General features: G+C 67.6%; 23 protein-coding genes and 2 riboswitches. Of the genes, 12 read left to right on the top strand and 11 right to left on the bottom strand.

Features of this window, described 5'->3' with window-relative positions; translation table 11 throughout:
• Positions 1-88: 88 nt before the first annotated feature.
• The 10 genes from AC07SQ_RS18920 to AC07SQ_RS18875 all read right to left on the bottom strand — a co-directional run bounded on the left by AC07SQ_RS18920 (position 89) and on the right by AC07SQ_RS18875 (position 7,989).
• On the bottom strand, positions 89-1,060 hold the full coding sequence (locus AC07SQ_RS18920) for a threonine dehydratase (protein ID WP_495272238.1): 972 nt from the start codon (positions 1,058-1,060) through the stop codon (positions 89-91).
• Between the two features lie 18 nt (positions 1,061-1,078).
• Positions 1,079-1,711, bottom strand: a complete 633-nt coding sequence (locus AC07SQ_RS18915) for a LysE family translocator (protein WP_062480600.1) — start codon at positions 1,709-1,711, stop codon at positions 1,079-1,081.
• Between the two features lie 4 nt (positions 1,712-1,715).
• Positions 1,716-2,411: a VOC family protein gene (locus AC07SQ_RS18910; RefSeq protein WP_495272239.1), complete on the bottom strand. Its 696-nt coding sequence runs from the start codon at positions 2,409-2,411 to the stop codon at positions 1,716-1,718.
• Positions 2,412-2,424: 13 nt separating this feature from the next.
• The gene (locus tag AC07SQ_RS18905) at positions 2,425-3,348 is read right to left on the bottom strand and encodes a PhzF family phenazine biosynthesis protein (protein WP_172438398.1); all 924 of its coding nucleotides are present in this window, start codon (positions 3,346-3,348) and stop codon (positions 2,425-2,427) included.
• 132 nt (positions 3,349-3,480) lie between these two features.
• Positions 3,481-4,122, bottom strand: coding sequence for a glutathione S-transferase family protein (locus AC07SQ_RS18900; RefSeq protein ID WP_495272240.1), 642 nt, complete (start codon positions 4,120-4,122; stop codon positions 3,481-3,483).
• 5 nt (positions 4,123-4,127) lie between these two features.
• Complete coding sequence (locus tag AC07SQ_RS18895) at positions 4,128-4,775, bottom strand: DJ-1/PfpI family protein (protein WP_495272241.1); 648 nt, start codon at positions 4,773-4,775, stop codon at positions 4,128-4,130.
• 14 nt (positions 4,776-4,789) lie between these two features.
• Positions 4,790-5,977: an aminotransferase-like domain-containing protein gene (locus tag AC07SQ_RS18890; RefSeq protein ID WP_070060271.1), complete on the bottom strand. Its 1,188-nt coding sequence runs from the start codon at positions 5,975-5,977 to the stop codon at positions 4,790-4,792.
• 49 nt (positions 5,978-6,026) lie between these two features.
• Entirely contained in the window at positions 6,027-6,434 is a 408-nt protein-coding gene (locus AC07SQ_RS18885) for a VOC family protein (RefSeq protein ID WP_307696664.1), read from the bottom strand.
• Positions 6,435-6,445: 11 nt separating this feature from the next.
• A complete protein-coding gene (locus tag AC07SQ_RS18880) occupies positions 6,446-7,393 on the bottom strand; it encodes a DMT family transporter (RefSeq protein ID WP_495272242.1) in 948 nt (315 codons plus the stop codon).
• Entirely contained in the window at positions 7,390-7,989 is a 600-nt protein-coding gene (locus AC07SQ_RS18875) for a LysE family translocator (RefSeq protein WP_070060269.1), read from the bottom strand. Before AC07SQ_RS18875 ends, AC07SQ_RS18880 begins: the two co-directional genes overlap by 4 nt.
• Positions 7,990-8,119: 130 nt before the next feature.
• On the opposite strand from AC07SQ_RS18875, the gene AC07SQ_RS18870 reads away from it, so the two are divergent.
• The 4 genes from AC07SQ_RS18870 (at position 8,120) to AC07SQ_RS18855 (ending at position 13,342) form a co-directional block, all read left to right on the top strand.
• Positions 8,120-9,541, top strand: a complete 1,422-nt coding sequence (locus AC07SQ_RS18870) for an aminotransferase-like domain-containing protein (protein ID WP_070060300.1) — start codon at positions 8,120-8,122, stop codon at positions 9,539-9,541.
• A 64-nt stretch (positions 9,542-9,605) separates the two neighbouring features.
• A complete protein-coding gene (locus tag AC07SQ_RS18865) occupies positions 9,606-10,391 on the top strand; it encodes a PhaM family polyhydroxyalkanoate granule multifunctional regulatory protein (RefSeq protein WP_495272243.1) in 786 nt (261 codons plus the stop codon).
• Positions 10,392-10,440: 49 nt separating this feature from the next.
• Positions 10,441-11,721 carry an FIST signal transduction protein gene (locus tag AC07SQ_RS18860; RefSeq protein ID WP_070060267.1) on the top strand — a complete coding sequence of 427 codons (1,281 nt, stop codon included), beginning with the start codon at positions 10,441-10,443 and terminating at the stop codon, positions 11,719-11,721.
• A gap of 205 nt (positions 11,722-11,926) precedes the next feature.
• The gene (locus AC07SQ_RS18855; protein WP_495272244.1) at positions 11,927-13,342 is read left to right on the top strand and encodes an RtcB family protein; all 1,416 of its coding nucleotides are present in this window, start codon (positions 11,927-11,929) and stop codon (positions 13,340-13,342) included.
• 19 nt (positions 13,343-13,361) lie between these two features.
• On the opposite strand, the gene AC07SQ_RS18850 is transcribed toward AC07SQ_RS18855, so the two are convergent.
• Complete coding sequence (locus tag AC07SQ_RS18850; RefSeq protein WP_062471173.1) at positions 13,362-14,669, bottom strand: D-amino acid dehydrogenase; 1,308 nt, start codon at positions 14,667-14,669, stop codon at positions 13,362-13,364.
• 91 nt (positions 14,670-14,760) lie between these two features.
• A riboswitch (glycine riboswitch) is annotated at positions 14,761-14,867 on the bottom strand.
• Between the two features lie 44 nt (positions 14,868-14,911).
• Positions 14,912-15,002: riboswitch (glycine riboswitch) on the bottom strand.
• Positions 15,003-15,120: 118 nt separating this feature from the next.
• On the opposite strand from AC07SQ_RS18850, the gene rfbB reads away from it, so the two are divergent.
• From rfbB to AC07SQ_RS18810, 8 genes are all read left to right on the top strand, one after another.
• Complete coding sequence (gene rfbB / locus AC07SQ_RS18845; RefSeq protein WP_095743503.1) at positions 15,121-16,200, top strand: dTDP-glucose 4,6-dehydratase; 1,080 nt, start codon at positions 15,121-15,123, stop codon at positions 16,198-16,200.
• On the top strand, positions 16,197-17,087 hold the full coding sequence (gene rfbD / locus AC07SQ_RS18840) for a dTDP-4-dehydrorhamnose reductase (RefSeq protein ID WP_492698234.1): 891 nt from the start codon (positions 16,197-16,199) through the stop codon (positions 17,085-17,087). Before rfbB ends, rfbD begins: the two co-directional genes overlap by 4 nt.
• A gap of 39 nt (positions 17,088-17,126) precedes the next feature.
• On the top strand, positions 17,127-18,014 hold the full coding sequence (rfbA, locus tag AC07SQ_RS18835; RefSeq protein ID WP_492686377.1) for a glucose-1-phosphate thymidylyltransferase RfbA: 888 nt from the start codon (positions 17,127-17,129) through the stop codon (positions 18,012-18,014).
• Entirely contained in the window at positions 18,011-18,559 is a 549-nt protein-coding gene (gene rfbC, locus AC07SQ_RS18830; RefSeq protein ID WP_495272245.1) for a dTDP-4-dehydrorhamnose 3,5-epimerase, read from the top strand. Before rfbA ends, rfbC begins: the two co-directional genes overlap by 4 nt.
• A 112-nt stretch (positions 18,560-18,671) precedes the next feature.
• Positions 18,672-19,301: an SIS domain-containing protein gene (locus tag AC07SQ_RS18825; RefSeq protein WP_495272246.1), complete on the top strand. Its 630-nt coding sequence runs from the start codon at positions 18,672-18,674 to the stop codon at positions 19,299-19,301.
• Positions 19,302-19,368: 67 nt separating this feature from the next.
• On the top strand, positions 19,369-20,328 hold the full coding sequence (locus AC07SQ_RS18820; protein WP_307696605.1) for an SDR family NAD(P)-dependent oxidoreductase: 960 nt from the start codon (positions 19,369-19,371) through the stop codon (positions 20,326-20,328).
• Positions 20,325-22,235, top strand: a complete 1,911-nt coding sequence (locus AC07SQ_RS18815) for an HAD-IIIA family hydrolase (protein WP_495272247.1) — start codon at positions 20,325-20,327, stop codon at positions 22,233-22,235. Before AC07SQ_RS18820 ends, AC07SQ_RS18815 begins: the two co-directional genes overlap by 4 nt.
• The gene (locus tag AC07SQ_RS18810) at positions 22,232-23,221 is read left to right on the top strand and encodes a GHMP family kinase ATP-binding protein (protein ID WP_495272248.1); all 990 of its coding nucleotides are present in this window, start codon (positions 22,232-22,234) and stop codon (positions 23,219-23,221) included. Before AC07SQ_RS18815 ends, AC07SQ_RS18810 begins: the two co-directional genes overlap by 4 nt.
• Positions 23,222-23,281: the final 60 nt, after the last annotated feature.

The raw sequence follows: 23,281 nt of genomic DNA, 5'->3' as shown, positions 1-23,281 counted from the left end.
AATCAAGGAGGAGGCCGCAGGCCGGGGGACATTCGCGGAGGGAAGTACCCGGTGGCCTGGGCACGCGCCCTGAACAGCAGAGCCTGGTTCAGGAAGCGCTGCGCCCCAGCACCCCGGCGAACATGTCCGCGTCGACATTGCCGCCACTCAGCGCAACGCCTACCGTTTGCCCGCGCCAGCGTTCCTGCTGCTGAAGCGCCCCCGCCAACGCGGCAGCCCCCGCGCCTTCGGCCACGTTGTGCGTGTCGCTGAAGAGCACGCGCATGGCTTCGGCCACCTCGTCGTCGGTCACGGTGATCACGTCGTCGGCCTCGCGCAGGATCACCTCCAGCGACTCCGGCACCGGCGTGCGGCAGGCCATGCCGTCGGCCAGCCGCGTGGTGGCGGGCGACTCGACCGCATGGCGCGCGCGGAACGAATCGCGGTAGGCCGTGGCATGCGCCGACACCACGCCGATGAGCTTCGTCGACACGCCGCAATGCGCGCGCGCCGCCGCCGCGCCGGCAAAGCCGGAGCCCAGGCCGATGGGCACGAACAGCACGTCGGGCGGTGAAGCTTTCAATGCACTGAAGAACTCGACATACGCGGTCGACACGCCGCGCACCAGTTCGCGATGGAACGAAGGCACGCGGTGCAGCGCGTCGCGTTCCGCCAGCACCGCCGCGTGTTCGGCGGCCGCTTGAAAGTCGTCGCCGTGCTCGACCAGCGTCACGCCGAGCGCGCGCATCGCCGCGTTCTTCTCGCGCGAATTGCCGTGCGGCACCACGATGGTCGCGGCCAGCCCGTGGCGCTGCGAGGCGAAGCCGACCGACTGGCCGTGGTTGCCGCGCGTGGCGCTGATCACGTGGCGCACGGCGGGCTGCTCGCGCGCGAGGGTCTCGAAGTAGGTCAGGCCGCCGCGGATCTTGAAGGCGCCGACCGGCGTGTGGTTCTCGTGCTTGGCCCAGACCGTGGCGCCCAGGCGCTGCGACAGCTGCGGCCAGGTGTACTGGGGCGTGGGCGGCATGGCCGCATGCACGGTGCGCTGCGCGGCTTCGATCTCTTCGCGGGTGAATCGCATCGACGTCCTTCGGGTTGCTTACTTGCGTTCGGTGAGTGCCACGCGCACGGCCAGCGCGGCCAGCACGCTGCCCATGATGTATCGCTGCGCGCGCAGCCAGCCCGCGCTTTGCGACAGCACGGCCGTGATGCTCGCGGCGCCGACGATCATCACGGTGTTGACCAGCGCGCTGCTCGCCATCTGCGCCATGCCCAGCTGCAGGCTCTGCAGCAGCACCGAGCCGCGCTCGGGATGGATGAACTGCGGAAAGAACGACAGGTAGAACATCGCCACCTTCGGGTTCAGCAGGTTCGTGAGAAAGCCCATGCGGAACAGCTTGGCCGGCGGATCGGCCGGCAGCGCGCGGGCCTCGAAGGGCGCGTTGCCGCCGGGCTTGACCGCCTGCCACGCGAGCCACATCAGGTAGGCCGCGCCGGCGAAACGGATCGCGTCGAACGCGACCGGCACCGCCAGCAGCAGCGCCGTCAGGCCCAGCGCCGCGGCAAACAGGTGCACCAGGAAGGCCATCAGCACGCCGCCCAGCGAGATGAGTCCCGCGCGGCGGCCCTGGATCAGCGTGCGTGACACGCAATAGATCATGTTCGGCCCCGGCGTGAGCGCCAGCAGCAGCGAGGCGAGGGCGAACCAGGCGATTTCGGTCAGGGTGAGCATGGGGTCAGAGTCCTTGCGATTCGAGGGTGACGGGGCCGCGCGGCGTGTCGAGCACGGCGACGAGGTTGGGCGGCCCGGCATCGACCGGAAGGCCGCCCATGCCGATGGCCGTGAGCGCGGCCGACAGCGCCGGCGCGCGCGGATGCGCCACGCGCAGCGAACGCAGCGCCAGGCCCGAGGCGGGCATGGCGTCGGTGGGGTGCACGGCGCCCCACTGGATCAGCGTGGGCAGCGCGCCGTAGAACAGGCGCTGGCCGTCGTCGCGCACCGTGATCTGCCATTCGAGCCGGCCGGCCGGCGTGTCGCGCGAGGCCTCGAGCAGGTGGCCGCGGTCGATGTGCGCATGCTCCTCGCGCGCGAGCGCCTGCGTGGCGGCATGCGCATCGGGCACGCGCGCCACGAAGTGGATGAGCCGCGGGCCGCGCTGCGCGAGCGCGGCCTGCAGCGCGGTGTCGTCCAGGTCGAACCAGCGGCGCGTCTTCGGCCGCGACGGCGCCTTGCCGGGCTCGATGGCGATGATCTCGGCATAGGCGCGCGGGAACGCGGCGCTCGCGATGTTCAGCAGCCGGTTGTGCGTGCCCATGAGCGGGTGCACGCCGCCCGGCGCGGGCGTGACGCCGAGCGTGGCCTCGCACCACGCCACGCCCTCGGCCAGCGAGGCGGCGGCGATCACCAGGTGGTCGATTTCGGCGGGGGCCATGGCGTGCCTTGGTTCAGAGGGTGACGTGGCCGTCGACGCAGGTCACGGCATCGCCGCCGACCCAGATCGTGCCGTCGCTGTCGCGCTCGATGTGCACGCGGCCCGCGCGGCCCAGGCACTGGCCTTGCGCGGCCAGGTAGCGCTCGGGCATGTGGCCGTCGGCGATCAGCCATTCGGCGAGGCTGGCGTTGAGGCTGCCGGTGACCGGGTCTTCCTGCACGCCGATGGGCTCGGCGAAGGCGCGCACCTCGAGGTCGATCTTGGCGCCGTCGTCGTTCGGCGTGGCGGGGCGGTTGCCGAAGGCGCGCGCCTCGCGGTTCGAACGGCCGATGAGCAGCGAGGTGTCGTGCGCCGAGGGCACGCCGGCCACGCCGGCCTTCACGCCCAGTTCCTTCAGCGCGCGGTGGTCGGGCTGCAGCGCCAGCACGGCGTCGGCGTCGTTCAGCAGCAGGCCGAACCAGACCGGGCCGTTGTCCAGCACCTGCGCCGCGATGACCTGCTGCGCCTTCAGGCCCAGCGCGCCGGCCACCTTGGCCAGCAGCGCGGGGCTCGGGGCGCTGCGCTTGAGCGGCGGCGCGGCAAAGGCCAGGCGCTCGCCGTCGCGCCGCAGCGGCACGAGGCCGGCGCCGCACTGCTGCACCACGCGGCCCGCCACCTTGGGCTTGCCGCCGGCCTGCAGCCACGCATGGCAGCTGCCGATGGTCGGGTGGCCGGCAAAGGGCAGCTCGCCGCCGGGCGTGAAGATGCGCACGCGGTAGTCGGCGCCCGGGTCGGTCGGCGGCAGCAGGAAGGTGGTCTCCGACAGGTTGGTCCACTGCGCGAAGCGCTGCATGGCGGCGTCGTCCAGGTCCTGGCCGTCGATCACCACCGCGAGCGGGTTGCCGTAGTAGGCGGTGGCGGTGAAGACGTCGACTTGCTTGAAGGGGCGGGATTTCATCGGATTCAAACGGTTCGGATCAGCGGGCAATGTCAGTCGAGGGGACACCGTGGAACCGGCTTTGCCGGGCCACTGGTGTCGCCCCCTGGAAGGGGGTTGGCGAAGCGACACGAAGTGCGCGTAGCCTGGGGGTCATTCCAAAGTCAGGTCGAGCACGCCGCGCGTGCCCGGGCGGGACAGCAGGTCGGCGTACCAGCGCTCGACGTTGGGCCAGGCCGGCCGGCGGTACTCGGCGCCGGGCAGGCCGAACCAGCGGTGCGCCTCGCAGCCGATCGGGATGTCGGCCATGGTGAAGCGCTCGCCGGCCATGTAGGGGCGCTGCGCGAGGTGCGCGTCGAGCATCGCGAACAGCGCCTCGCTCTCGCGCACCGACGCGGCGATCAGCGCGGGCTGGCGCTCCGAGGGCGGCGTGCGCACCCATTGCACGAAGGCGTCGCGGCTGGCGCGGTTCAGCGTGGTCTGCTGCCAGTCCATCCAGCGCTCGGCGTCGAAGCGCGCGGGCAGCTCGCTCGGGTAGAGCGTGCCGTGCGAGTAGCGGGCGCACAGGTAGCGCACGATGACGTTCGACTCCCACAGCGTGACGCGCTCGGCGCCTTCGCCGTCGTCGATGGTGGGCACCATGGCGTTCGGGTTGAGCGCGCGGTATTCGGGCGTCTGAACCACGCCGAATTTGCCGCCGGCCTCGGTGCGCTGGAAGTCGAGCCCGAGCTCCTGCGCGCACCACACGACCTTGCGCACGTTGATCGAACTGATGCGGCCCCAGATGTTGAGCATGGTGTTCAGTGTCCTTGTGCGGAGAGGGCGTCGGCCGTGGCTGGCTGCTGCGCCTGCAGGTACGGCTTGATGTTGCGCAGCGCGCGCGCCACGTAGTCGTCTTTCTCGCCGACCGGCGCGACGTAGTGCAGCGCGCTCTTCGCGGCCTCCAGGCCCTCGGTGCGCGCGATGAGCCACGCCGCGAGGTAGGGCGCCGAGAAGCAGCCGCCCGCGGTGGCCACGTTGCCCTGCGCGAAGAAAGGCTGGTTGAGCACCTCGACGCCGGCTTCCTGCACCCAGGGCTTGGTCGTGAGGTCGGTGCAGGCGGGCACCGTGCCCAGCAGGCCGAGCTTGGCCAGCAGCAGCGTGCCCGAGCATTGCGCGCCGATGAGCTGGCGCGACGGGTCGAGCCCGCGCAGCACGCCCATCAGGCCCGCGTCGGCGGCGATCTCGCGCGTGCGGATGCCGCTGCCGACGATCACCGCGCCCGCCTCGCAGGCTGCTTCGAGCGGCTCGGTGGCATGCACCGTGACGCCGTTCATCGAGGTCACGGTGGCGCTGGGCGAGGCCAGCGTCACGCGCCAGCCCGGCTTCTTCACGCGGTTGAGCACGCCGAGCGCGACCAGCGAGTCGAGCTCGTTGAAGCCGTCGAAGGTGAGGATGGCGATGTGCATCGTCGTCGGCCTTGTCAGGCGTGGGCAGGGGCCAGCAGCGCCAGCTCTTCGCGCAGCGTGACGGCGAGCGCGGCGATGGCGGTGTCGATCTCCTCGACGCTGGCGGTCACGAACGACAGGCGCAGCGTGCGCGGATCGCCTTCGCCCGCGTAGAACGGCGCGCCGGGCACGAAGGCCACGTTGCGCTCCACGGCCTTGGGCAGCAGGGTCACGGTGTCGATGCCCTCGGGCAGGCGCGCCCACAGGAACATGCCGCCCTTGGGGGCGTTGAACTTCACGTCGAGGCCGGCCATCTCGCGGTGCAGCGCGGCGATCATCGCGTCGCGCTGGCGCTTGTACAGCGCGCGGATGGTGGGCACGTGGCGGTCCAGGAAGCCGTCCTTCATCACGGCCGAGACCATGCGCTGCGTGAAGATCGGCGTGTGCAGGTCGACCGCCTGCTTGGCCTGCAGCAGCTTGGGGAAGATGGCCTTCGGCGCCACCAGGAAGCCCAGGCGCAGGCCCGGGGCCAGCACCTTGGAGAACGAGCCCAGGTAGATCACGCCCTCGGGGTTGCGCGCGGCCAGCGGCAGCGGCGGGGCTTCGTCGAACCAGAGCTCGCCGTAGGGGTTGTCCTCGACGATCGGCAGGTTCGCGGCGGCTGCGGCAGCGGAGACCGCGGCGCGGCGCGCCTCGGTCATGGTGCGGCCGGTGGGGTTCTGGAAGTTGGGCAGCAGGTAGACGAAGCGCGCGTCGGCCGCCTTGCTCACGAGGTCGTCGACGATCACGCCGTCGTCGTCGCTGGCCACGCCCACGGGGTGCGGCTCCATCGGGCCGAAGGCCTGCAGCGCGCCCAGGTAGGTGGGCGTCTCGACCAGCACCTTGCTGCCCGGATCGATCAGCACCTTGGCCACGAGATCGAGGCCCTGCTGCGAACCGGTGGTGATGAGCACCTGCGAAGCGTCGACGTCCCAGGGCAGCATGTCGGCCACGGCCTGGCGCAGCGGCGCATAGCCTTCGCTGGCGGCGTACTGCAGCGCGGCCTGGCCGTCGTTGTGCAGCACTTCGGCGCAGGCGTCGGCGAACTCCTGGATCGGGAAGGTCTTGGGCGAAGGCAGGCCGCCGGCCAGGCTGATGATGCCGGGGCGCTCGGTGACCTTGAGGATTTCACGCAGCACCGAAGGATTCATCTTGGCGGCGCGGGCGGCGAGTTTCCAGTTCATGGGAGGCTTTCTTCTTTCTGGCGAATGAGAGGTGAGTCTGAGTGTGTCGTCAGGATGGCGGGATGTCGCCACGGTGCACGACATGGATTTTGTTGCCGTCCGGGTCGCGCAGGTAGGCGCCGTAATAGCCCTGCCCGTAACGGGGGCGGGGCCCGGGCGCGCCTTCGTCGCGGCCACCGTGGCGCAGGGCCGCCTCGTGGGCGGCGTGAACGGCCTGCGGCGAGGGCGCGCAGAACGCGACCATGCTGCCGTTGCCGGCGCTGGCGGGTTCGCCGTCCAGCGGGATGTACACGTAAAAGCGCGGCAGCGTCTGGCCCGGCGCGATCCAGCAGGCGGCGTCGGGGCCGCCGTCGGGCGTCACGGGGCGGCGGATGAGGCCGAGCGGGGTCAGCACCGCGTCGTAGAAGGCGGCGGCGCGCGGCAGGTCGGTGCAGCCGACGGTGACATGGCTGAACAGCGTCATGGTCCTCAGCTCCTGGCCTGCGGCTCGGCGCCGCGTGGAACGGAAGGCGCCGCCGGTTGCGACAGCCGCTTGCCCGCGACCACCGTGGCGACCACGGCGGCGGCGAAGCCCAGCGTCACCAGGTCGAGCGGTTCGCCCAGCAGCGGGATCGACGCGAGGATCGACAGGAAGGGCTGCAGCAGCTGCGTCTGGCTCACGCGCAGCGCGCCGCCCAGGGCCAGGCCGCGGTACCAGGCGAAGAAGCCGATCCACATCGAGAACATGCCCACGTAGGTGAAGCCGACCCAGGCCGAGGCGGCCACAGGCTGCTGCGGCCACAGGGCGATCGTGGCGGGCAGCGTCACGGGCAGCGCCATCACGCAGACCCAGCAGATCACGCGCTCGGCGCCCAGCGACGGCGTGACCTGCGCGCCGTAGATGTAGCCGACCGAGGCCGCGACGACCGCGCCGACCAGCAGCAGGTCGGCCCATTCGAAACCGAAGCCGTGGCCGCTCTGCTGCGCGCGCAGCACCGAGAACACCACCACCAGCAGGCTGCCCGCGATGGCGCAGAGCCAGAAGCCCAGCCGCGCGCGCTGGTGCAGCACCCAGGCCGCGACCGCGGCCGTGACCAGCGGCAGCAGCGCCGTCACCACCGCCGCGTGGCTGGCCGTGACCACGCGCAGCGCAAAGGCCAGCAGCAGCGGAAAGCCGATGCAATTGCCCAGCACCGCCATGCCCAACGGCTTCCACTGGTGCGCCGCCGGGCGCGGCGAGCGCGTGACCAGCAAAAAGATGGCCGACAGCACGCCCGCCAGCGCCGCGCGCCCGAGCGTGACGAACCACGGCGACAGCTGCGGCGCCTCTTGCGTGCCCGTGGCCAGCCGCGTCATCGGCAGCGTGATGGCGAACAGCGCCACGCCGACCACCCCGAGCCACATGCCCAGCGTTTCGTCCTTGATGGCGAGCTTCATACGCCCACCATCCACCAGGCCGTCAAGACCAGGATCAGGCCCATCGCGCGGTTGAACCACAGCAGGCGCCGGCCCTTGGCCAGCCACTCGCGCAGCAGCGCGCCGACCAGCGCATAGGCGAAGTTGCTGGTGAAGGCGTAGGTCAGCATCACGGGCGCGACGATGGCGAAGCGCGCGAGCGCGTCGGGCTGGCCGGCGATCCAGCCCGCCACCAGCGTGAGCGCCAGCAGCCAGGCCTTGATGTTCACGAACTGCAGCATCACGCCTTGCCCGAAGCCGACCGAGAGGCGGGCGCTGTCGGCCTTGCCGAGCTGGGCGCTGCCGCTGAGCTTGTAAGCCAGCCACAGCAGGTAGGCGATGCCCAGGCCCTTGATCGCCAGGCGCAGCGGCGGCATCGCCACCACCAGCGCGCCGAGGCCGGCCGCGCAGATGGCGAGCAGCAAGGTCCAGCCCACCGGCACCGCGACCACGAAGCGCATGGCGCGCGGCAGGCCGCCGTTGGCCGCCAGGGCGGTGGAGAGCGTGGTGTTGGGTCCGGGCGAGAAGCTCATCGCCGTGGCCAGCACCAGCAGCGCGGTGAATTCTTGCCAGTTCATGTCACAGACTCTAAACTTTGGACCATTACAGTTCCAGTACAGATGGTCGAACAAATCTGAAATCTGTATTGGTCATTCCTTCGACACACGCCGCCCTTTTCTCGCTCTCTGTGCGATGCAGCCCGACTCGATGCTGACCCGAACCTCCACCCAGTCGCTGACCGGGCAACTGGCCGACCGCCTCGCCGAGCGCATCCGCAACCGGCTGCTGGCGCCCGGCGCGCGCCTGCCTTCGGTGCGCGAATGCGCGCGCCAGCAGGGCGTGAGCCCGTACACCGTGGTCGCCGCCTACGACCAGCTGCTCGCGCAGGGCCTCGTCGAGGCGCGCCGCCAGCGCGGCTTCTACGTGCGCGACGCGGCGCCGGCGCCCGAGAGTTCGCGCAACCCGGCGCATGCCGTGCCCGTGGTGCCGCCGATGATGGCCTCGCGCGTGCCGGCCGACGCCAGCTCGCTGATCCGCAGCATGTTCCACCGCCCGAGCGACAAGCCGCAGCCGGGCATGGGCGTGTTCCCGCCCGACTGGATGGCCTCGACCTTCCTGGCGACCGCGGTGCGCCGCGTAACCACCACGTCGGCGCTGCAGGAACTGTCGCTGCAATACGGCGAGCCTTCGGGCGACCTCGCGCTGCGCCGCAGCCTGTCGCAGAAGCTGGTGCGCATCAACGTGCCGGCCGGGCCGGACCAGATCGTGACCACCATCGGCGCCACGCATGCGCTGGACATCGTGAGCCGCACGCTGCTGCGCGCGGGCGATCCGGTGATGGTCGAGGAGCCCGGCTGGGCGCTGGAGTTCGCGCGGCTCGAAGCGCTGGGCATGCGCATCCTGCCCGTACCGCGCCGTGCCGACGGGCCCGACCTCGACGTGATGGCGCAGTACTGCAAGCTGCACAGCCCCAAGCTGTTCGTCAGCGTGAGCGTGCTGCACAACCCGACCGGCTACAGCCTCACGCCGGGCAGCGCGCACCGCGTGCTCAAGCTGGCCAACGAACACGACTTCCACATCGTCGAGGACGACACCTACAGCCACCTCGCGCCCGAGCACGCCACGCGCCTGAGCGCGCTCGACGGGCTGCAGCGCACCATCTACGTCAGCGGCTTCGCGAAGATCCTGGCGCCCAACTGGCGCATCGGCTTCCTGGCCGCTTCGCCCGCGCTGAAAGAGCGGCTGCTCGAGACCAAGCTGCTGGCCACGCTGACCTCGCCCACGCTGTTCGAGCGGGCGCTGTCGTGGTGCATCGACCAGGGCCAGCTGCGCCGCCATTCGGAGCGCGTGCGCATCCGCCTGGACGGCGCGCGCGGCCGCGCGGTGAAGCTGGCCATGTCGCACGGCTGCACCTTCGCCTCGGAGCCGGCGGGGCTGTTCGGCTGGGTCGACACGGGCGTGGACACCGACGCGCTCACGCAACGCATGCTCGACCAGGGCTACCTGCTGGCGCCGGGCTCGCTGTTCCATGCGCGCCGCCCGCCGAGCACGATGATGCGGATCAACTTCGCGACCTCGCAGGACGCGAATTTCTGGAAGGTTTTCAGCCGGGTCAGGGACGAGCTCTGATTCGCTGGCAAGGGGCTTGGAGTAAGCTGGCAACACAAGAAAACCCAGCCAGGAGACCTCCCGCATGAGCAACGCCAGCAAACCCTTCGACTTCAGCCAGTTCGTCCCCGGATTCGACTTCCTGAAGAACCTCGCCGGCGGTGCCGCCGCGGGCTCCGGCTCGGTGCCCGGCATCCCCAGCCTGGCGAGTTGGGTCGCGCCGACCATGAGCGTCGAAGAGGTCGACAAGCGCATCCAGGAACTCAAGACCGTCCAGTACTGGCTCGAACAGAACGGCCACGCGCTCAAGGCGACCATCCAGGCGCTCGAGGTGCAGAAGATGACGCTGTCGACCCTTCGCGGCATGAACGTGCGGATGGAAGACATCGCCAGCGCGTTCACCAAGCAGGCCGCGGCGATGGCGCCTGCACCGGCTCCCGCCCCGGCCCCCGCACCGCGGCCCGAACCGGAAGCTGTCGAGGAAGAGGAAGAAGAGTTCGACGAGGCCGAGGAAGAGGCGGAAGAAGAGGAAACCCCGGCGCCGAAGAAGGCGTCGCGCGCCAAGCCCGCAGCGTCCAACGGCGCTGCCGGTGTGGTCGACCCGATGCAATGGTGGGGCTCGCTCACCGAGCAGTTCCAGCAGATCGCGAGCACCGCGCTGCAGGATGCGGCGCAACTCAAGGTGCCCGCCATGGCGCAGCCGCTGGCCGACGCCGTGGGGCAGGTCATCGGCAAGGCAACGGCGGCGCGCAAGCCGGCCGCCAAGACTGCCGCGAAGAAGGCCGCAGCGAAAAAAGCCGCGCCGGCACCCGCCGCGCGCAAGAAAACCACGTCCACCGCCGCGCGCAAGCGAACCTCCGGCCGGCGCTGACGTCTTACAGACACCTTTCCAGACGACGACGCACGGGTCGGTACGCACCATGAAACTGTTTCCCACCGGCCATGCCACCCACCCGCAATGGCGCATGGCCGCCGGCCTCGTGCTGGCCCAGTTGCGCGCGCAGATGGCGCTGCCCGACTACGCGTCGAACCCGACGCTCGGGCTGCTCTACATCACCGACCACTACGCGGCCGAGGCGCAGGAGATCCTCGATCACCTGAGTGCCGAGCTGCCCGAGGTCACCGACTGGTCGGGCACGGTCGGCATCGGCGTGTCGGCCAACAACGCCGAGTATTTCGACGAACCCGGCCTGAGCCTGATGCTGTGCGCGCTGCCCAGCGACCAGTACCGCGTGTTCTCGGGCGTGGCGCCGCTGGGCAGCTCCGAAATGAGTGGCTTCGAGGCGCACACCGCGCTCGTGCACGCCGACCCGGCCACGCCCGACCTGGGCGAGCTCATCGGCGAGATGGCGGGCCGCACCGACACCGGCTACCTGTTCGGCGGGCTCTCGTCCGGTCGTGGCGGGGCGCTGCAGTTCGCGGTCGGCGGCAACGGCAACATCCGCGGCCACGGCGCGGCGGGCGGCGTGTTCTCGGGCGGCTTGTCGGGCGTGGTGTTCGGCGAGGGCGTGCGGCTGGTGTCGCGCGTCACGCAGGGCTGCCAGCCGCTACGCACCGGCGGCGCACGCGAGCGCGAGATCACCGAGGCCGACGGCAACCTGCTGCTGTCGCTCGACGGCGAGCCAGCGCTCGACGTGCTGCTGGCCGATTTGCAGGTGTCGCTCGACCGGCCGCAGGAAGCCATCGACGCCGTGCGCAACACGCTGGTCGGCCTGGCCGACGCGGGCAGCGACGGCATCCGCCGCACCGGCGACCTGGGCGCCGACGTGCTGGTGCGCCACATCATCGGGCTTGATCCGACGCGGCGCGGCATCGCCATTGCCGACAACGCCGAGGCCGGCATGCGGCTGAGTTTCTGCCGCCGCAACGCGCAGGCGGCGCGCGCCGACCTGATGCGCATCTGCGCCGAGATCCGCGAAGAACTCGAGCCCGAAGAACAGACACTGGCCACCGCGCGCGCCGTGGCGGCCGGCGAGGCCGAGGCCGCACCGCATCCCGCGCGGCGCATCGCGGGCGCGGTGTACGTGAGCTGCTCGGGGCGCGGCGGCCCGCACTTCGGTGCGCCGGGCGCCGAATTGCAGATCGTGCGGCATGCGCTGGGCGACGTGCCGCTGGTCGGCTTCTTCGCCGCCGGCGAGATCGCGCGCCATCACCTGTACGGCTACACCGGCGTGCTGACGGTGTTCACGGCGCCGGACTGACTGACGGGAAAAAACGACGCGGCGCCTGCGCCCTGTGTTCGCAGGCGGTTCGCGTCGCTAGAATCCGCCCGCTTTCTTGAATCTCTGCTGCTGCAAGAAAGAGTGATCCGCGCGCCCCGAGGCACGCGGTCGATCTCTTTCGCCCCGCCATGCGATGTGACGGGGCCCGGAAACCGACACGGTTTCCCCGAATGGAATTGCAGCCATGGGCAGCCCCACCAATAGTCATTTTTCGAGACTTCAGCGCGCCTTTTCGCGCGCCCACATCGCCGTCGATTACCGCGACGGCATCTATCACCTGCGCAACGAAGCCGCGCAGGCGACCGTTCTTCTGCCGCAGAGCCTGCCGCTGGAAGAAAAAGCCGTGAACCAGCTGCTGGCCTTTGCCAGCGTGCGCTCGCCCGACGGCGCGCACGGCGTGTGCAAGGCCTGCGCGACGCCGGACTTTCATCCGGGCTCGGTCGCGCCGGTGGGCAGCGTCGTCGCCACCGATGGCGACTTCGTGATCCCCGCCGCGGTCGGCACCGACATCAACTGCGGCATGCGCCTGCTGACCACCGGCCTCACGCTGGACCAGGTGGCGCCGCACAAGACGCAGCTGCTCGCGCGGCTCACACGCAGCCTGCTCGACAACGGGCGCGACGTGCCGGTGCACACGGCGGCGTTTCGCGCGCTGTTCGACGAAGGGCCGGCCGCGTTCCTGGATGCCGTGCGCAACGACGGGCTCTGGGCCGCGTGCGACCGCGACCGGCTGCAGGCCGAGATCGGCGCGTGCATCGGCCTGGCGAGCTTCGGCGGGCAATCGCGGCACGCACCGCCGGCCTACACCGGCGCGCGCCACGAGGTGTTCCGCGATCCGTGCCTGGGCACGCCGGGCAGCGGCAACCACTTCGTCGAACTGCAGGTGGTCGACCAGGTGATGGACCGGCACGCGGCGTACCGCGCGGGGCTCAAGGTGGGCGAGGTCGTGGTGATGATCCACAGCGGCTCGCGCGACATCGGGTTCCATGTCGGCGGCCGCTGGATGGACCGCGCACGGGCCGAGTGGCCGCAGGGCCTGCGCCATCCGAAGAGCGGGCTGTACGGTCTGGCCGGGCCGCTGGCGCAGGAGTACCTCGAGGCCATGGGCGTGGCCGCGCGCTATGCGTGGGCAAACCGCGTCGTGCTGGCCGAGCTGGTGCGCAAGGACTTCGCCGAGCTGCTGGGCGCCACGGCGTCGACGCTGGTGGTCGACGTGCCGCACAACGTGGTGCTGCGCGAGCACGGCATGAACATCCATCGCAAGGGCGCGACGCCGGCGCACGCGGGCGACCTGGCGCTGATTCCCGGGTCGATGGGCGATCACTCGTACCTCGCGACCGGGCTGGGGCATGAGGACTGGCTGTGGTCGTGCAGCCATGGTGCCGGCCGGCGCATGCGTCGGCAGGAAGTGCGCGCGATGCGGCCCGCACCCGGCGACGCTGATGCCAGCTGGCAATGCGTGACGCTGCGCGAAGAGCGCCGCATCGAGGAGGCGCCGCAGGCCTACAAGCCGATCGGCGCGGTGATCGAGGCGCAGGAAAGCGCGGGGCTCATCCGCTGCGCCGTGCGGCTCAAGCCCTGGGTCACGTTCAAGGCATGACCCGAGGGCGCGTGTCGTGTCAGCCCAGTGCGGGTTGCACGGCGCGCGGCGCGGGCGCCGGCATGCCGGCGAACGCGAAATCGACCTCGGGCGCCAGCCCGCTCACGATGCGCGCGATCGACTTGCCCGAGCCGCAGGCGTGCGTCCAGCCGAGCGTGCCGTGGCCGGTGTTGAGGAACAGGTTCGGCAGTTTGGTCTTGCCGATCAGCGGCACGTTGCTCGGCGTGGCCGGGCGCAGGCCGGTCCAGAACTGCGCGCGTTCGGTGTCGCCGGCGCCGGGGAAGAGCTCTTCGACGCGCCGCACGATGGCTTCGCAACGCACGCGGTTCAGGTCGCGGTCGTAGCCGTTGAGCTCGGCCGTGCCGGCGATGCGCAGGCGGTCGCCCGATTCGGAGGTGTAGCGCGAGAACACCAGCTTGTATTCGTCGTCGGTGAGCGAGACCTGGTGCGCCTTCGACGCGTCCTTCACGGGCAGCGTCACCGAGTAGCCCTTGGCCGGGTAGATCGGCAGGCGGATGCCCAACGGCGCCGCGTACAGCGGGCTCAGCGAACCCATCGCAAGCACGAAGGCATCGCCGCGGATGCGCTGGAAGCGGCCTTCGTTGTCGGTCGCCTCGACGTGGTCGATGCTGCCGCCGGCTTCGCGCAGCGCGGTCACCGTGTGGCTCATGAGGAACTTCACGCCGGCCGCTTCGGCCAGCTTCACCAGCTCGCGCGCGAAGCGGTTGGCGTCGCCCGATTCGTCTTCGGCGGTGTAGGTGGCGCCGGCGAGTTGGGGGCGGATGTGGGCGAGGGCGGGTTCGATCTTGATGGCTTCGTCGGCCGAGATGACCAGGCGTTCGCAGCCCAGGGCGCGCATCTGCTCGGCGGGCGCGAGGGCGCCGTCGAATTCTTTTTGCGTCGTGTAGAAGTGCAGGATGCCTTGCGTGCGCTGGTCATAGTTCAGGCCGGTGTCTCGACGCAATTGCTGCAACATTTCCCGGCTGTATGTACCGAGACGAACGATCTGTTCGATGTTGTGGCGGGTGCGCGCGGGGGTGCATTCGCGCAAAAACTGCAGGCCCCAGAGCCACTGGCGCATGTCGGCGCGGATGCGGAACAGCAGCGGCGCGTCTTCCTTGCCGAGCCATTGCAGCACCTTCAGCGGCGCGCTCGGATTGGCCCACGGCTCGGCATGGCTGACCGAGATCTGGCCGCCGTTGGCGAAGCTGGTTTCGGCGGCCGGGGTGGCCTGCCGGTCGATCACGGTCACCTCGTGGCCGAGTTGCTGGAGGTAGTAGGCCGAAGTCACGCCGAGCAGGCCGGCGCCAAGAACGATCACACGCATTGCAAGTGCCTTTGAGTTTGCAGCGCTTGAACGGCGGGCGTGGAGTGCTATTGAAAAAATAGCAAGCAACCGGACGACCGATGTCCAAGTTGCCGCTCCCCCTGTCCTCGGTACCTGAGAGATTCACCCTGCTGCACCCGCAGCGGGTTTGCTCCTTCGGTGCGCCACATGGCGTGGCGGCTCTCCAGACGGCTGTATCGATGAGTGCAGTACTGACCCCTTGCCGAAGTTCCTGGGCGTTGCCTGGAATTTCGTCGGGCCGACCTGAGCGTTTATGGGAGTTTGCGCCTTCGGTAGGGCCTCCGTGGAGGCCCGCTCTCCTGCAATTGTTGGCGATTGTAGGCGGGCCCCGCAAGCCGGCCAAGCCCTGTACATCGGCACTTCACACCGATGGGATAATTGAATGTTGATTTTTGGTAAAGCAAACTTTTTTCTACATGCAGGGGACTCCATGATCCTGGTTACCGGCGGCGCAGGCTTCATTGGCGCCAATTTCGTGCTCGACTGGATCGCGCAGGGCAACGAGCCCGTCGTGAACCTCGACAAGCTGACCTACGCAGGCAACCTCGAGACCCTGGCGTCGCTCAAGGGCAACGCGAACCACGTCTTCGTGCAGGGCGACATCGGCGACAGCGCGCTGCTCGATCGCCTGCTGGCCGAGCACAAACCCCGTGCCGTTGTGAACTTTGCCGCGGAATCGCACGTGGATCGTTCGATCCACGGCCCCGAAGACTTCGTGCAGACCAACGTGCTCGGCACCTTCCGCCTGCTCGAATCGGTGCGCGGCTACTGGAACGCCCTGCCGGCCGACCAAAAGGCGGCCTTCCGCTTCCTGCATGTGTCGACCGACGAGGTCTACGGCTCGCTCTCCAAGACCGACCCGGCCTTCACCGAAGAGAACAAGTACGAGCCCAACAGCCCGTACTCGGCCAGCAAGGCCGCCAGCGACCACCTCGTGCGCGCCTGGCACCACACCTACGGCCTGCCGGTGGTCACCACCAACTGCTCGAACAACTACGGCCCGTTCCACTTCCCCGAGAAGTTGATCCCGCTGATGATCGTCAACGCGCTGGCCGGCAAGAACCTGCCCGTGTACGGCGACGGCATGCAGGTGCGCGACTGGCTCTACGTGAAGGACCACTGCAGCGCCATCCGCCGCGTGCTCGAGGCCGGCAAGCTCGGTGAGACCTACAACGTCGGCGGCTGGAACGAGAAGCCCAACATCGAGATCGTCAACACCGTGTGCGCGCTGCTCGACGAACTGAGCCCCCGCGCCGACGGCAAGCCGTACAAGGAACAGATCACCTACGTCACGGACCGCCCGGGCCACGACCGCCGCTACGCCATCGATGCACGCAAGCTCGAGGCCGAACTCGGCTGGAAGCCCGCCGAGACCTTCGACACCGGCATCCGCAAGACCGTCCAGTGGTACCTCGCCAACGGCGAGTGGGTGCGCAACGTGCAAAGCGGCGCGTACCGCGAATGGGTCGAGAAGCAGTACGACGCCGCACCCGCGAAGGCTTCCGCATGAAGTTGCTGCTGCTCGGCAAAGGTGGACAGGTCGGCTGGGAGCTGCAGCGCAGCCTCGCGCCGCTCGGCGAAGTGGTCGCGCTGGACTTCGACAGCACCGACTTCCACGCCGACTTCAGCCGCCCCGAGCAGCTGGCCGCCACGGTGCTGGCGGTGCGCCCCGACGTCATCGTCAATGCCGCCGCGCACACCGCCGTCGACAAGGCCGAGAGCGAGCCCGACTTCGCGCGCAAGCTCAACGCCACCTCGCCCGGCGTGGTGGCCGAGGCCGCGCAGCAGATCGGCGCGCTGATGGTGCATTACTCCACCGACTACGTCTTCGACGGCAGCGGCACCCGCCCCTGGAAAGAAGACGACGCGACCGGCCCGCTCAGCGTGTACGGCCAGACCAAGCTCGAAGGCGAACAGTTGGTGGCGCAGCATTGCGCGAAGCACCTGATCTTTCGCACCAGCTGGGTGTACGCCGCACGCGGTGGCAACTTCGCCAAGACCATGCTGCGGCTGGCCAAGGAGCGAGACAAGCTCACGGTCATCGACGACCAGTTCGGCGCCCCGACCGGTGCCGAGCTGCTGGCCGACATCACCGCGCACGCCATCCGCGCCACCTTGCAAGACCCGGCCAAGGCAGGGCTGTACCACGCCATCGCCGGCGGCGAGACCACGTGGCACGGTTACGCGCGATTCGTGCTCGAGATGGCGCAGCAGGCCGGCGTCGAACTCAAGGCCGGCCCGCAGGCCGTGGAGGCCGTACCCACCAGCGCCTTTCCGACGCCCGCGAAGCGGCCGCACAACTCGCGGCTCGACACCACCAAGCTGCAGACCACCTTCGGCCTGCGCTTGCCGCCCTGGCAGGAAGGCGTGGCACGCATGCTGCGCGAGACGCTCTGACCGACTGATTTTTCCCGGCCTCCCACACTAGAAGACCCCATGACGCAACGCAAAGGCATCATCCTTGCCGGTGGCTCCGGCACCCGCCTGCACCCGGCCACGCTCGCCATGAGCAAGCAACTGCTGCCGGTGTACGACAAGCCCATGATCTATTACCCGCTGAGCACCCTGATGCTCGGCGGCATGCGCGACATCCTGATCATCAGCACGCCGCAGGACACGCCGCGCTTCCAGCAGCTGCTGGGCGACGGCAGCCAGTGGGGCATCAACCTGCAGTACGCGGTGCAGCCGAGTCCCGATGGCCTGGCGCAGGCGTTCATCATCGGCGACAAGTTCGTGGGGAACTCGCCGAGCGCGCTGGTGTTGGGGGACAACATCTTCTATGGGCATGACTTTGCCCATCTGCTGTCGGACGCTGATGCGAAGCAGAGCGGTGCGACCGTGTTCGCGTACCACGTGCACGACCCGGAGCGTTATGGCGTGGTGGCCTTCGATGCCAACGGCAAGGCCAGCAGCATCGAAGAAAAGCCCGTGAAGCCCAAGAGCAGCTATGCCGTGACCGGCCTGTACTTCTACGACAACCAGGTCGTCGACATCGCCAAGGCCGTGAAGCCGAGCGCGCGCGGCGAACTGGAGATCACGGCGGTCAACCAGGCGTACTTGGACTTGGACCAGCTCAACGTGCAGATCATGCAGCGCGGCTACGCGTGGCTCGATACGGGCACGCACGAGAGCCTGCTCGAAGCCGGCCAGTTCATTGCGACGCTGGAACATCGGCAGGGACTGAAGATCGCCTGCCCTGAAGAAATTGCATGGCGCAATGGCTTCATCGACAGCGCCCAACTCGAAAAGCTCGCTGCACCGCTGCAGAAGAACGGGTACGGAAAGTACCTGAAGCACCTGCTGACCGAAGAGGTGCGTTCGTGAATGTCATCCAAACCGAGATCCCCGACGTTTTGATCATCGAGCCGAAAGTCTTCGGCGATGCCAGGGGGTTTTTCTACGAGAGCTTCAACCAGCGCGCCTTTGAAGATGCGGTCGGGTCGAAGGTCGACTTCGTGCAGGACAACCATTCAAGGTCGTCCAAAGGCGTGCTTCGCGGCCTGCACTATCAGGTCCAGCAAGCGCAAGGAAAACTGGTGCGCGCGGTGCGTGGCGCGGTGTTCGATGTGGCCGTGGACATCCGCAAGTCGTCGGCGACCTTTGGGAAATGGGTTGGCGTGGAACTCAGTGAGGACAACCACAGGCAGCTGTGGGTTCCGCCCGGTTTCGCACATGGTTTTCTCGTGCTTAGCGACAGTGCCGACTTCCTCTACAAGACCACCGACTACTACGCGCCTGCGCATGAGCGATGCATCTTGTGGAACGACGCCTCACTCGGTATTGCGTGGCCGGATGTGGGGCAGGCCCCTGCGCTTTCAGCCAAGGACAGCGCTGGGCTGTCGATGAAGCAGGCGGAAGTTTTCGAGTAAGAGACGAGCGCTGCGGATTGGTTTGCCGCCGCGATGTGACACAGGGGTAGTCAAGGCCGTGGGATCTGCCTGCCACCCCGAATTTTTATAACTACTACTACCCGGGATTTTTATGCCTTCGTTCTTTCCAGATCACCAGATACAAGATGCTGGGCTTTACGCGGACGCGTATTTCGAAAGAATCACGGCCGCAGCCAAGACCGTGGACCGTGGCGCGCTGGCAGCCGCAGGGCGCCTTCTTGCGGAACGTGCTGCCCAGGGAAAGATGATCTTTTCGTGTGGCAATGGGGGCTCCGCAGCCATTTCCAACCACCTGGTCTGCGACTGCATGAAAGGTGTTCGCAGCAACAGCTGGCTGAAGCCCAAGGTGAACAGCCTCTCGTCCGCCGTCGAGCTGATTACCGCGATCGTCAATGACATCGGGCCCGACGAGATGTTCTCGTTCCAGCTGACGTCGATGGCGTCCGAAGGAGACGTCCTGATCGCCATCAGCTCGTCTGGCGCATCGCCCAACATCATCAAGGCGCTCAACACGGCGCGCGAGATGAAGATGGCAACGATTGCCATGACCGGGTTTGCGGGTGGCGATGCCGCTCGCCTGGCCGACGTCAGCCTTCATGTCGATGCGCAGAACTACGGTGTCGTCGAGGACGTGCACCAGTCGCTCATGCACATCCTGGCGCAATACCTTCGCCAGAGCCACCTGACCGATCCTTCCTTGCTGGGAACGCTCAAGTTCTAGCAGCCGACATGCCGGCCTGGGCCAGCAACTTCCAGCTCGAGGTCGGCCTTCTTATTGTGAGATCCCCATGAAATTGCACCTGATCACTGGTGGCGCTGGTTTTGTCGCCGTCAATCTGACGCGCCGTCTGCTTGAAGAAGGTGACGCTGTTCTGGCCCTGGATGACCTGTCGCGTGGACGGCGTGAGCTGGTGGCGGAATTCGACAGCGAGCCCCGTTTCAGTTTCAAGCAGGTGGACTGCTCCGATCTGGAAGCCCTGTCGGCAGCGATCCGCGAGGCTGGTGCCCCTGTGGCGCATGTCTGGCACCTGGCCGCCAATTCGGACATCCCGGCCGGGGTGGCCGATCCGCGCATCGACCGCGATCGCACGTTCCTGACCACCTTTGCCGTGCTCGAGGCGATGCGCCGGCATGACATTCCCGAGCTGCACTTCGCATCGAGTTCGGCCATCTACGGCGATCTCGGCGAGCGCGAAATCCACGAAGACATCGGCCCGTTGCAGCCGATTTCCAACTACGGGGCCATGAAGCTGGCATCGGAAGCGCAGATCCGGGCGGCCGTCGAGGCATTCCTCCCGCGCGCAGACATCTTCCGATTCCCGAACGTCATCGGCGTGCCCGCGACGCACGGCGTGATCTTCGATTTCATCCGCAAGTTGAAGGCAACCCCCGAGCAACTGCAGGTTCTCGGGGACGGTACGCAGCAGAAGGCGTATCTGCATGTCGACGACCTGATCGACGCCATGCTGCACGTGAGCCGGCTCGAGGGGCGCTACAAGGTGTTCAACATCGGGCCGAAGGACGATGGCGTCACGGTGCGCATGATTGCGCAGACGGTGCGCGACCGGGTGTCTCCGAAAGCCGACATCGTCTTTGGTGAGGGCAACCGCGGCTGGGTGGGCGATGTGCCGCGCTTCCGCTATTCGACCCAGCGCCTGGCCGCCAGCGGCTGGAGCCCTCAGCTTGATTCGACGCAGGCCATGGTGCGCGCGGTCGACGAGATCGCGCGCGAGGAGCTGGCGGAGTGACGCAGGCGGTCATTCTTGCGGGCGGCAAGGGCACCCGGCTGGCAGAGCGCCTGAACGGGCGTCCCAAGCCGCTCGTGGATGTCAATGGCACGCCATTGCTGGAGCTTCAGGTCCGAACGCTCACGCACCACGGGATTGATGACGTCGTCGTTCTGGTCAACCACGCAGCAGACCAGATCCAAGCCTTCTTCGAGCAGCGCCAGTTTCCCAGCCGGGTGCGCCTTTTCGACGATGGCGAGCCGCGCGGAACGGCGGGCGCCCTCCTGGCATGCCTGGACGACCTGGACGATCGATTCATCGTCGTCTATGGCGACACGCTGTTCGACATCGATATCGGGCACATGCTGGCCGCACACGAGGCTTCGGGTGCGGATGCCACGCTGCTGCTGCATCCGAACGACCATCCGGCGGATTCGGACCTGGTGGAAATCGATGCCTCCGGTCGGGTGCAGGCGTTTCATGGTTACCCGCACCCGGATGGCGCCGAGTTGCGCAACCTCGTCAATGCTGCCTTCTACATCGTCGAAAAGAAGGCGCTCCTGGCTTGGCGCGACTTTCCCGTGCCCAGTGATTTCGCCAAGGATCTCTTTCCGGCCATGGTGCGCGCCGGGGCGCACATCTCGGGCTATGTCAGCTTCGAGTACATCAAGGACCTGGGCACGCCCAAGCGACTCGACAAGGTGGAAAAGCACCTGCGTTCAGGCGTGGTCCAGCGCGCTAGCCGGCAGCACTTGCAAAAGGCTGTGTTCCTGGACCGGGACGGAACCCTCAATGTGCTTCGCGACTATGTGCGCAGGCCCGCGGATTTCGAACTTCTTTCGCATGCCGCTGAAGCGGTGCGTGCATTCAACAACGCGGAGTACCGCGTCGTCGTGGTGACGAACCAACCGGTGCTTGCGCGTGGGGAGGCCAGCTTCGATGACCTGCAGCGCATCCACAACCGGCTGGAAAGCCGGCTGGGTGAGGCCGGCGCCTATGTCGATGCGATCTACTTCTGCCCGCATCACCCCGATGCCGGTTTTGCCGGCGAAGTGCCGGCGCTGAAAATCGCCTGCGATTGCCGCAAGCCTCAGCCCGGCATGATGCGCGAGGCCATGGCGGCGATGAACATCCAGGCCGCCGACTCCTGGATGATCGGTGACAGCACCGCCGACATGCTGGCAGCGCGGCGAGCCGGGCTGCGTTCGGTTTTGGTAGAAACCGGAGAAGCCGGGCGCGATGGCAAATTCACCGCTGCGCCGGACTTCCGCTTCGCAGACGTCGGCGCTGCAGCGCATTTCATCGTTCACATCTATCCGCTGCTCGCTGCTGCCGTCAATGAATGGGCGCTCAAGGTCCAGCCGGGCGATCTGGTGCTGGTGGGCGGCTTGGCGCGCAATGGGAAGTCGACCCTTGCCAGCGTCTTGAAGTCCGAGCTGGTGGCTCGCAAGCTGGATGCCCAAGCGCTGTCACTCGATCGCTGGCTGCGGCCCGCCGCCGAACGCGGCGCGGGCGTGCTGGGGCGCTATGCGCTGGAAGAAGCGCAAGAAGATCTCAAGGACTGGCTCCGCGGTGGCGCGATCGACGCTGACCTGCCGACCTACGACCGGATGCTTCGCGAACGGGGGCAGCCCGAGCGCACTGTGCTGGCGCAAGACACGGTGCTGATTCTGGAGGGGGTTCCCGCGCTGCTCGCCGATTGGCGGGGCGAGCGGCGGATCTGGCGCCTTCACATCGAAGCGACCGAAGCGCCGCGGCGCGCTCGCGTCGAATCCGACCTCATCGCACGTGGCCTCGCCGATGCACAAGGGGCGGCGCACGCCTACGAGCAGCGACAGCAGGACGAAATGCCCTCGGTGGCCGCTGCGCGGGCCACGGCGGACGGCGTGCTCGACCTTGATTCCATTTTTTCCATCGACACCCCATGATCATTAGCCGGACACCGTTGCGGATGAGCTTTGTCGGCGGCGGAAGCGACCTGCCAAGCTACTACCGACAGCATGGCGGAGCGGTGCTTTCGACCGCCGTGGACAAATACGTCTATGTGAGCGTCAACAAGAAGTTCGACGGCGGGATCCGAATCGCGTATTCCAAGACCGAAGAAGTCGATCACATCGAAAAGATCGAGCATCGCCTGGTTCGTGCGACGCTTCAAATGCTCGAAATCCCAGGAGGAATTGAAGTCACAAGCACCGCCGATATTCCATCGCGCGGCACCGGGCTGGGGTCGTCCAGCGCCTTTACCGTCGGTTTGATCAATGTTCTCTCGGCCTATTTGGGTCGGCATGTCTCGGCTGAACAGCTGGGACGTTTGAGCTGCGAAATCGAAATAGATCGGTGTGGTGAGCCGATCGGAAAGCAGGACCAATACGCGTCTGCATACGGTGGGTTGAGCCTTATCGAATTCAAGCCGGATGACAGCGTCCTGGTGACGCCGCTCGTGTTGCAGCGAAAGATCCGGGAGGCCGTCGAAAGCAATATTCTGGTTTTCTATACGGGAATTACGCGCAGCGCGTCGGGCATCCTGAAAGAGCAGTCGTCGAATGTGGCCGACAGTGCGGGCAAGCAAAAAATGCTGAATCGCATGGTCGAGCTGGTTTATGAATTGCGCGACGAATTGCAGAGCGGGCATCTGGATTCGATGGGCGAAATTCTCGATGAAAACTGGCGGCTTAAAAAGCAGTTGGCCTCAGGCATCACCAGCAATGCAATTGACGACTGGTATGAGAAGGCCAAGGCCAATGGTGCGCTCGGCGGCAAGTTGTTGGGTGCCGGCGCAGGCGGTTTTCTGATGTTCTACGCGCCGTCCGAACGCCATGACGCTATTGAGAAGGCGCTTGGCCTGCGCCGGATTAATTTTGGATTCGAGCCGTTGGGCAGTCGGATAATTTTCTACAACCCGACCGACCTGTAGTTTGAATGAGCACCTGCCCCGCGCTTGCATTGATTTTGCGCAAACGATCACTTTGAATTA

It is taken from the genome of Variovorax sp. GW821-FHT06D12 (assembly GCF_059419205.1).
This window is presented reverse-complemented; position numbering and strand designations above follow the sequence as displayed.

Bases quoted from the DNA above. Each gene is read 5' to 3' on its own strand.
- AC07SQ_RS18880 (WP_495272242.1), bottom strand. From the start codon at position 7,393: ATGAAGCTCGCCATCAAGGACGAAACGCTGGGCATGTGGCTCGGGGTG.
- AC07SQ_RS18820 (WP_307696605.1), top strand. From the start codon at position 19,369: ATGAAATTGCACCTGATCACTGGTGGCGCTGGTTTTGTCGCCGTCAAT.
- AC07SQ_RS18850 (WP_062471173.1), bottom strand. From the start codon at position 14,669: ATGCGTGTGATCGTTCTTGGCGCCGGCCTGCTCGGCGTGACTTCGGCC.
- AC07SQ_RS18920 (WP_495272238.1), bottom strand. From the start codon at position 1,060: ATGCGATTCACCCGCGAAGAGATCGAAGCCGCGCAGCGCACCGTGCAT.
- rfbA (WP_492686377.1), top strand. From the start codon at position 17,127: ATGACGCAACGCAAAGGCATCATCCTTGCCGGTGGCTCCGGCACCCGC.
- AC07SQ_RS18865 (WP_495272243.1), top strand. From the start codon at position 9,606: ATGAGCAACGCCAGCAAACCCTTCGACTTCAGCCAGTTCGTCCCCGGA.
- AC07SQ_RS18905 (WP_172438398.1), bottom strand. From the start codon at position 3,348: ATGAAATCCCGCCCCTTCAAGCAAGTCGACGTCTTCACCGCCACCGCC.
- AC07SQ_RS18915 (WP_062480600.1), bottom strand. From the start codon at position 1,711: ATGCTCACCCTGACCGAAATCGCCTGGTTCGCCCTCGCCTCGCTGCTG.
- rfbD (WP_492698234.1), top strand. From the start codon at position 16,197: ATGAAGTTGCTGCTGCTCGGCAAAGGTGGACAGGTCGGCTGGGAGCTG.
- AC07SQ_RS18895 (WP_495272241.1), bottom strand. From the start codon at position 4,775: ATGCACATCGCCATCCTCACCTTCGACGGCTTCAACGAGCTCGACTCG.
- AC07SQ_RS18875 (WP_070060269.1), bottom strand. From the start codon at position 7,989: ATGAACTGGCAAGAATTCACCGCGCTGCTGGTGCTGGCCACGGCGATG.
- AC07SQ_RS18900 (WP_495272240.1), bottom strand. From the start codon at position 4,122: ATGCTCAACATCTGGGGCCGCATCAGTTCGATCAACGTGCGCAAGGTC.
- AC07SQ_RS18855 (WP_495272244.1), top strand. From the start codon at position 11,927: ATGGGCAGCCCCACCAATAGTCATTTTTCGAGACTTCAGCGCGCCTTT.
- rfbB (WP_095743503.1), top strand. From the start codon at position 15,121: ATGATCCTGGTTACCGGCGGCGCAGGCTTCATTGGCGCCAATTTCGTG.
- AC07SQ_RS18870 (WP_070060300.1), top strand. From the start codon at position 8,120: ATGCTGACCCGAACCTCCACCCAGTCGCTGACCGGGCAACTGGCCGAC.
- AC07SQ_RS18810 (WP_495272248.1), top strand. From the start codon at position 22,232: ATGATCATTAGCCGGACACCGTTGCGGATGAGCTTTGTCGGCGGCGGA.
- AC07SQ_RS18890 (WP_070060271.1), bottom strand. From the start codon at position 5,977: ATGAACTGGAAACTCGCCGCCCGCGCCGCCAAGATGAATCCTTCGGTG.
- AC07SQ_RS18860 (WP_070060267.1), top strand. From the start codon at position 10,441: ATGAAACTGTTTCCCACCGGCCATGCCACCCACCCGCAATGGCGCATG.
- AC07SQ_RS18910 (WP_495272239.1), bottom strand. From the start codon at position 2,411: ATGGCCCCCGCCGAAATCGACCACCTGGTGATCGCCGCCGCCTCGCTG.
- AC07SQ_RS18825 (WP_495272246.1), top strand. From the start codon at position 18,672: ATGCCTTCGTTCTTTCCAGATCACCAGATACAAGATGCTGGGCTTTAC.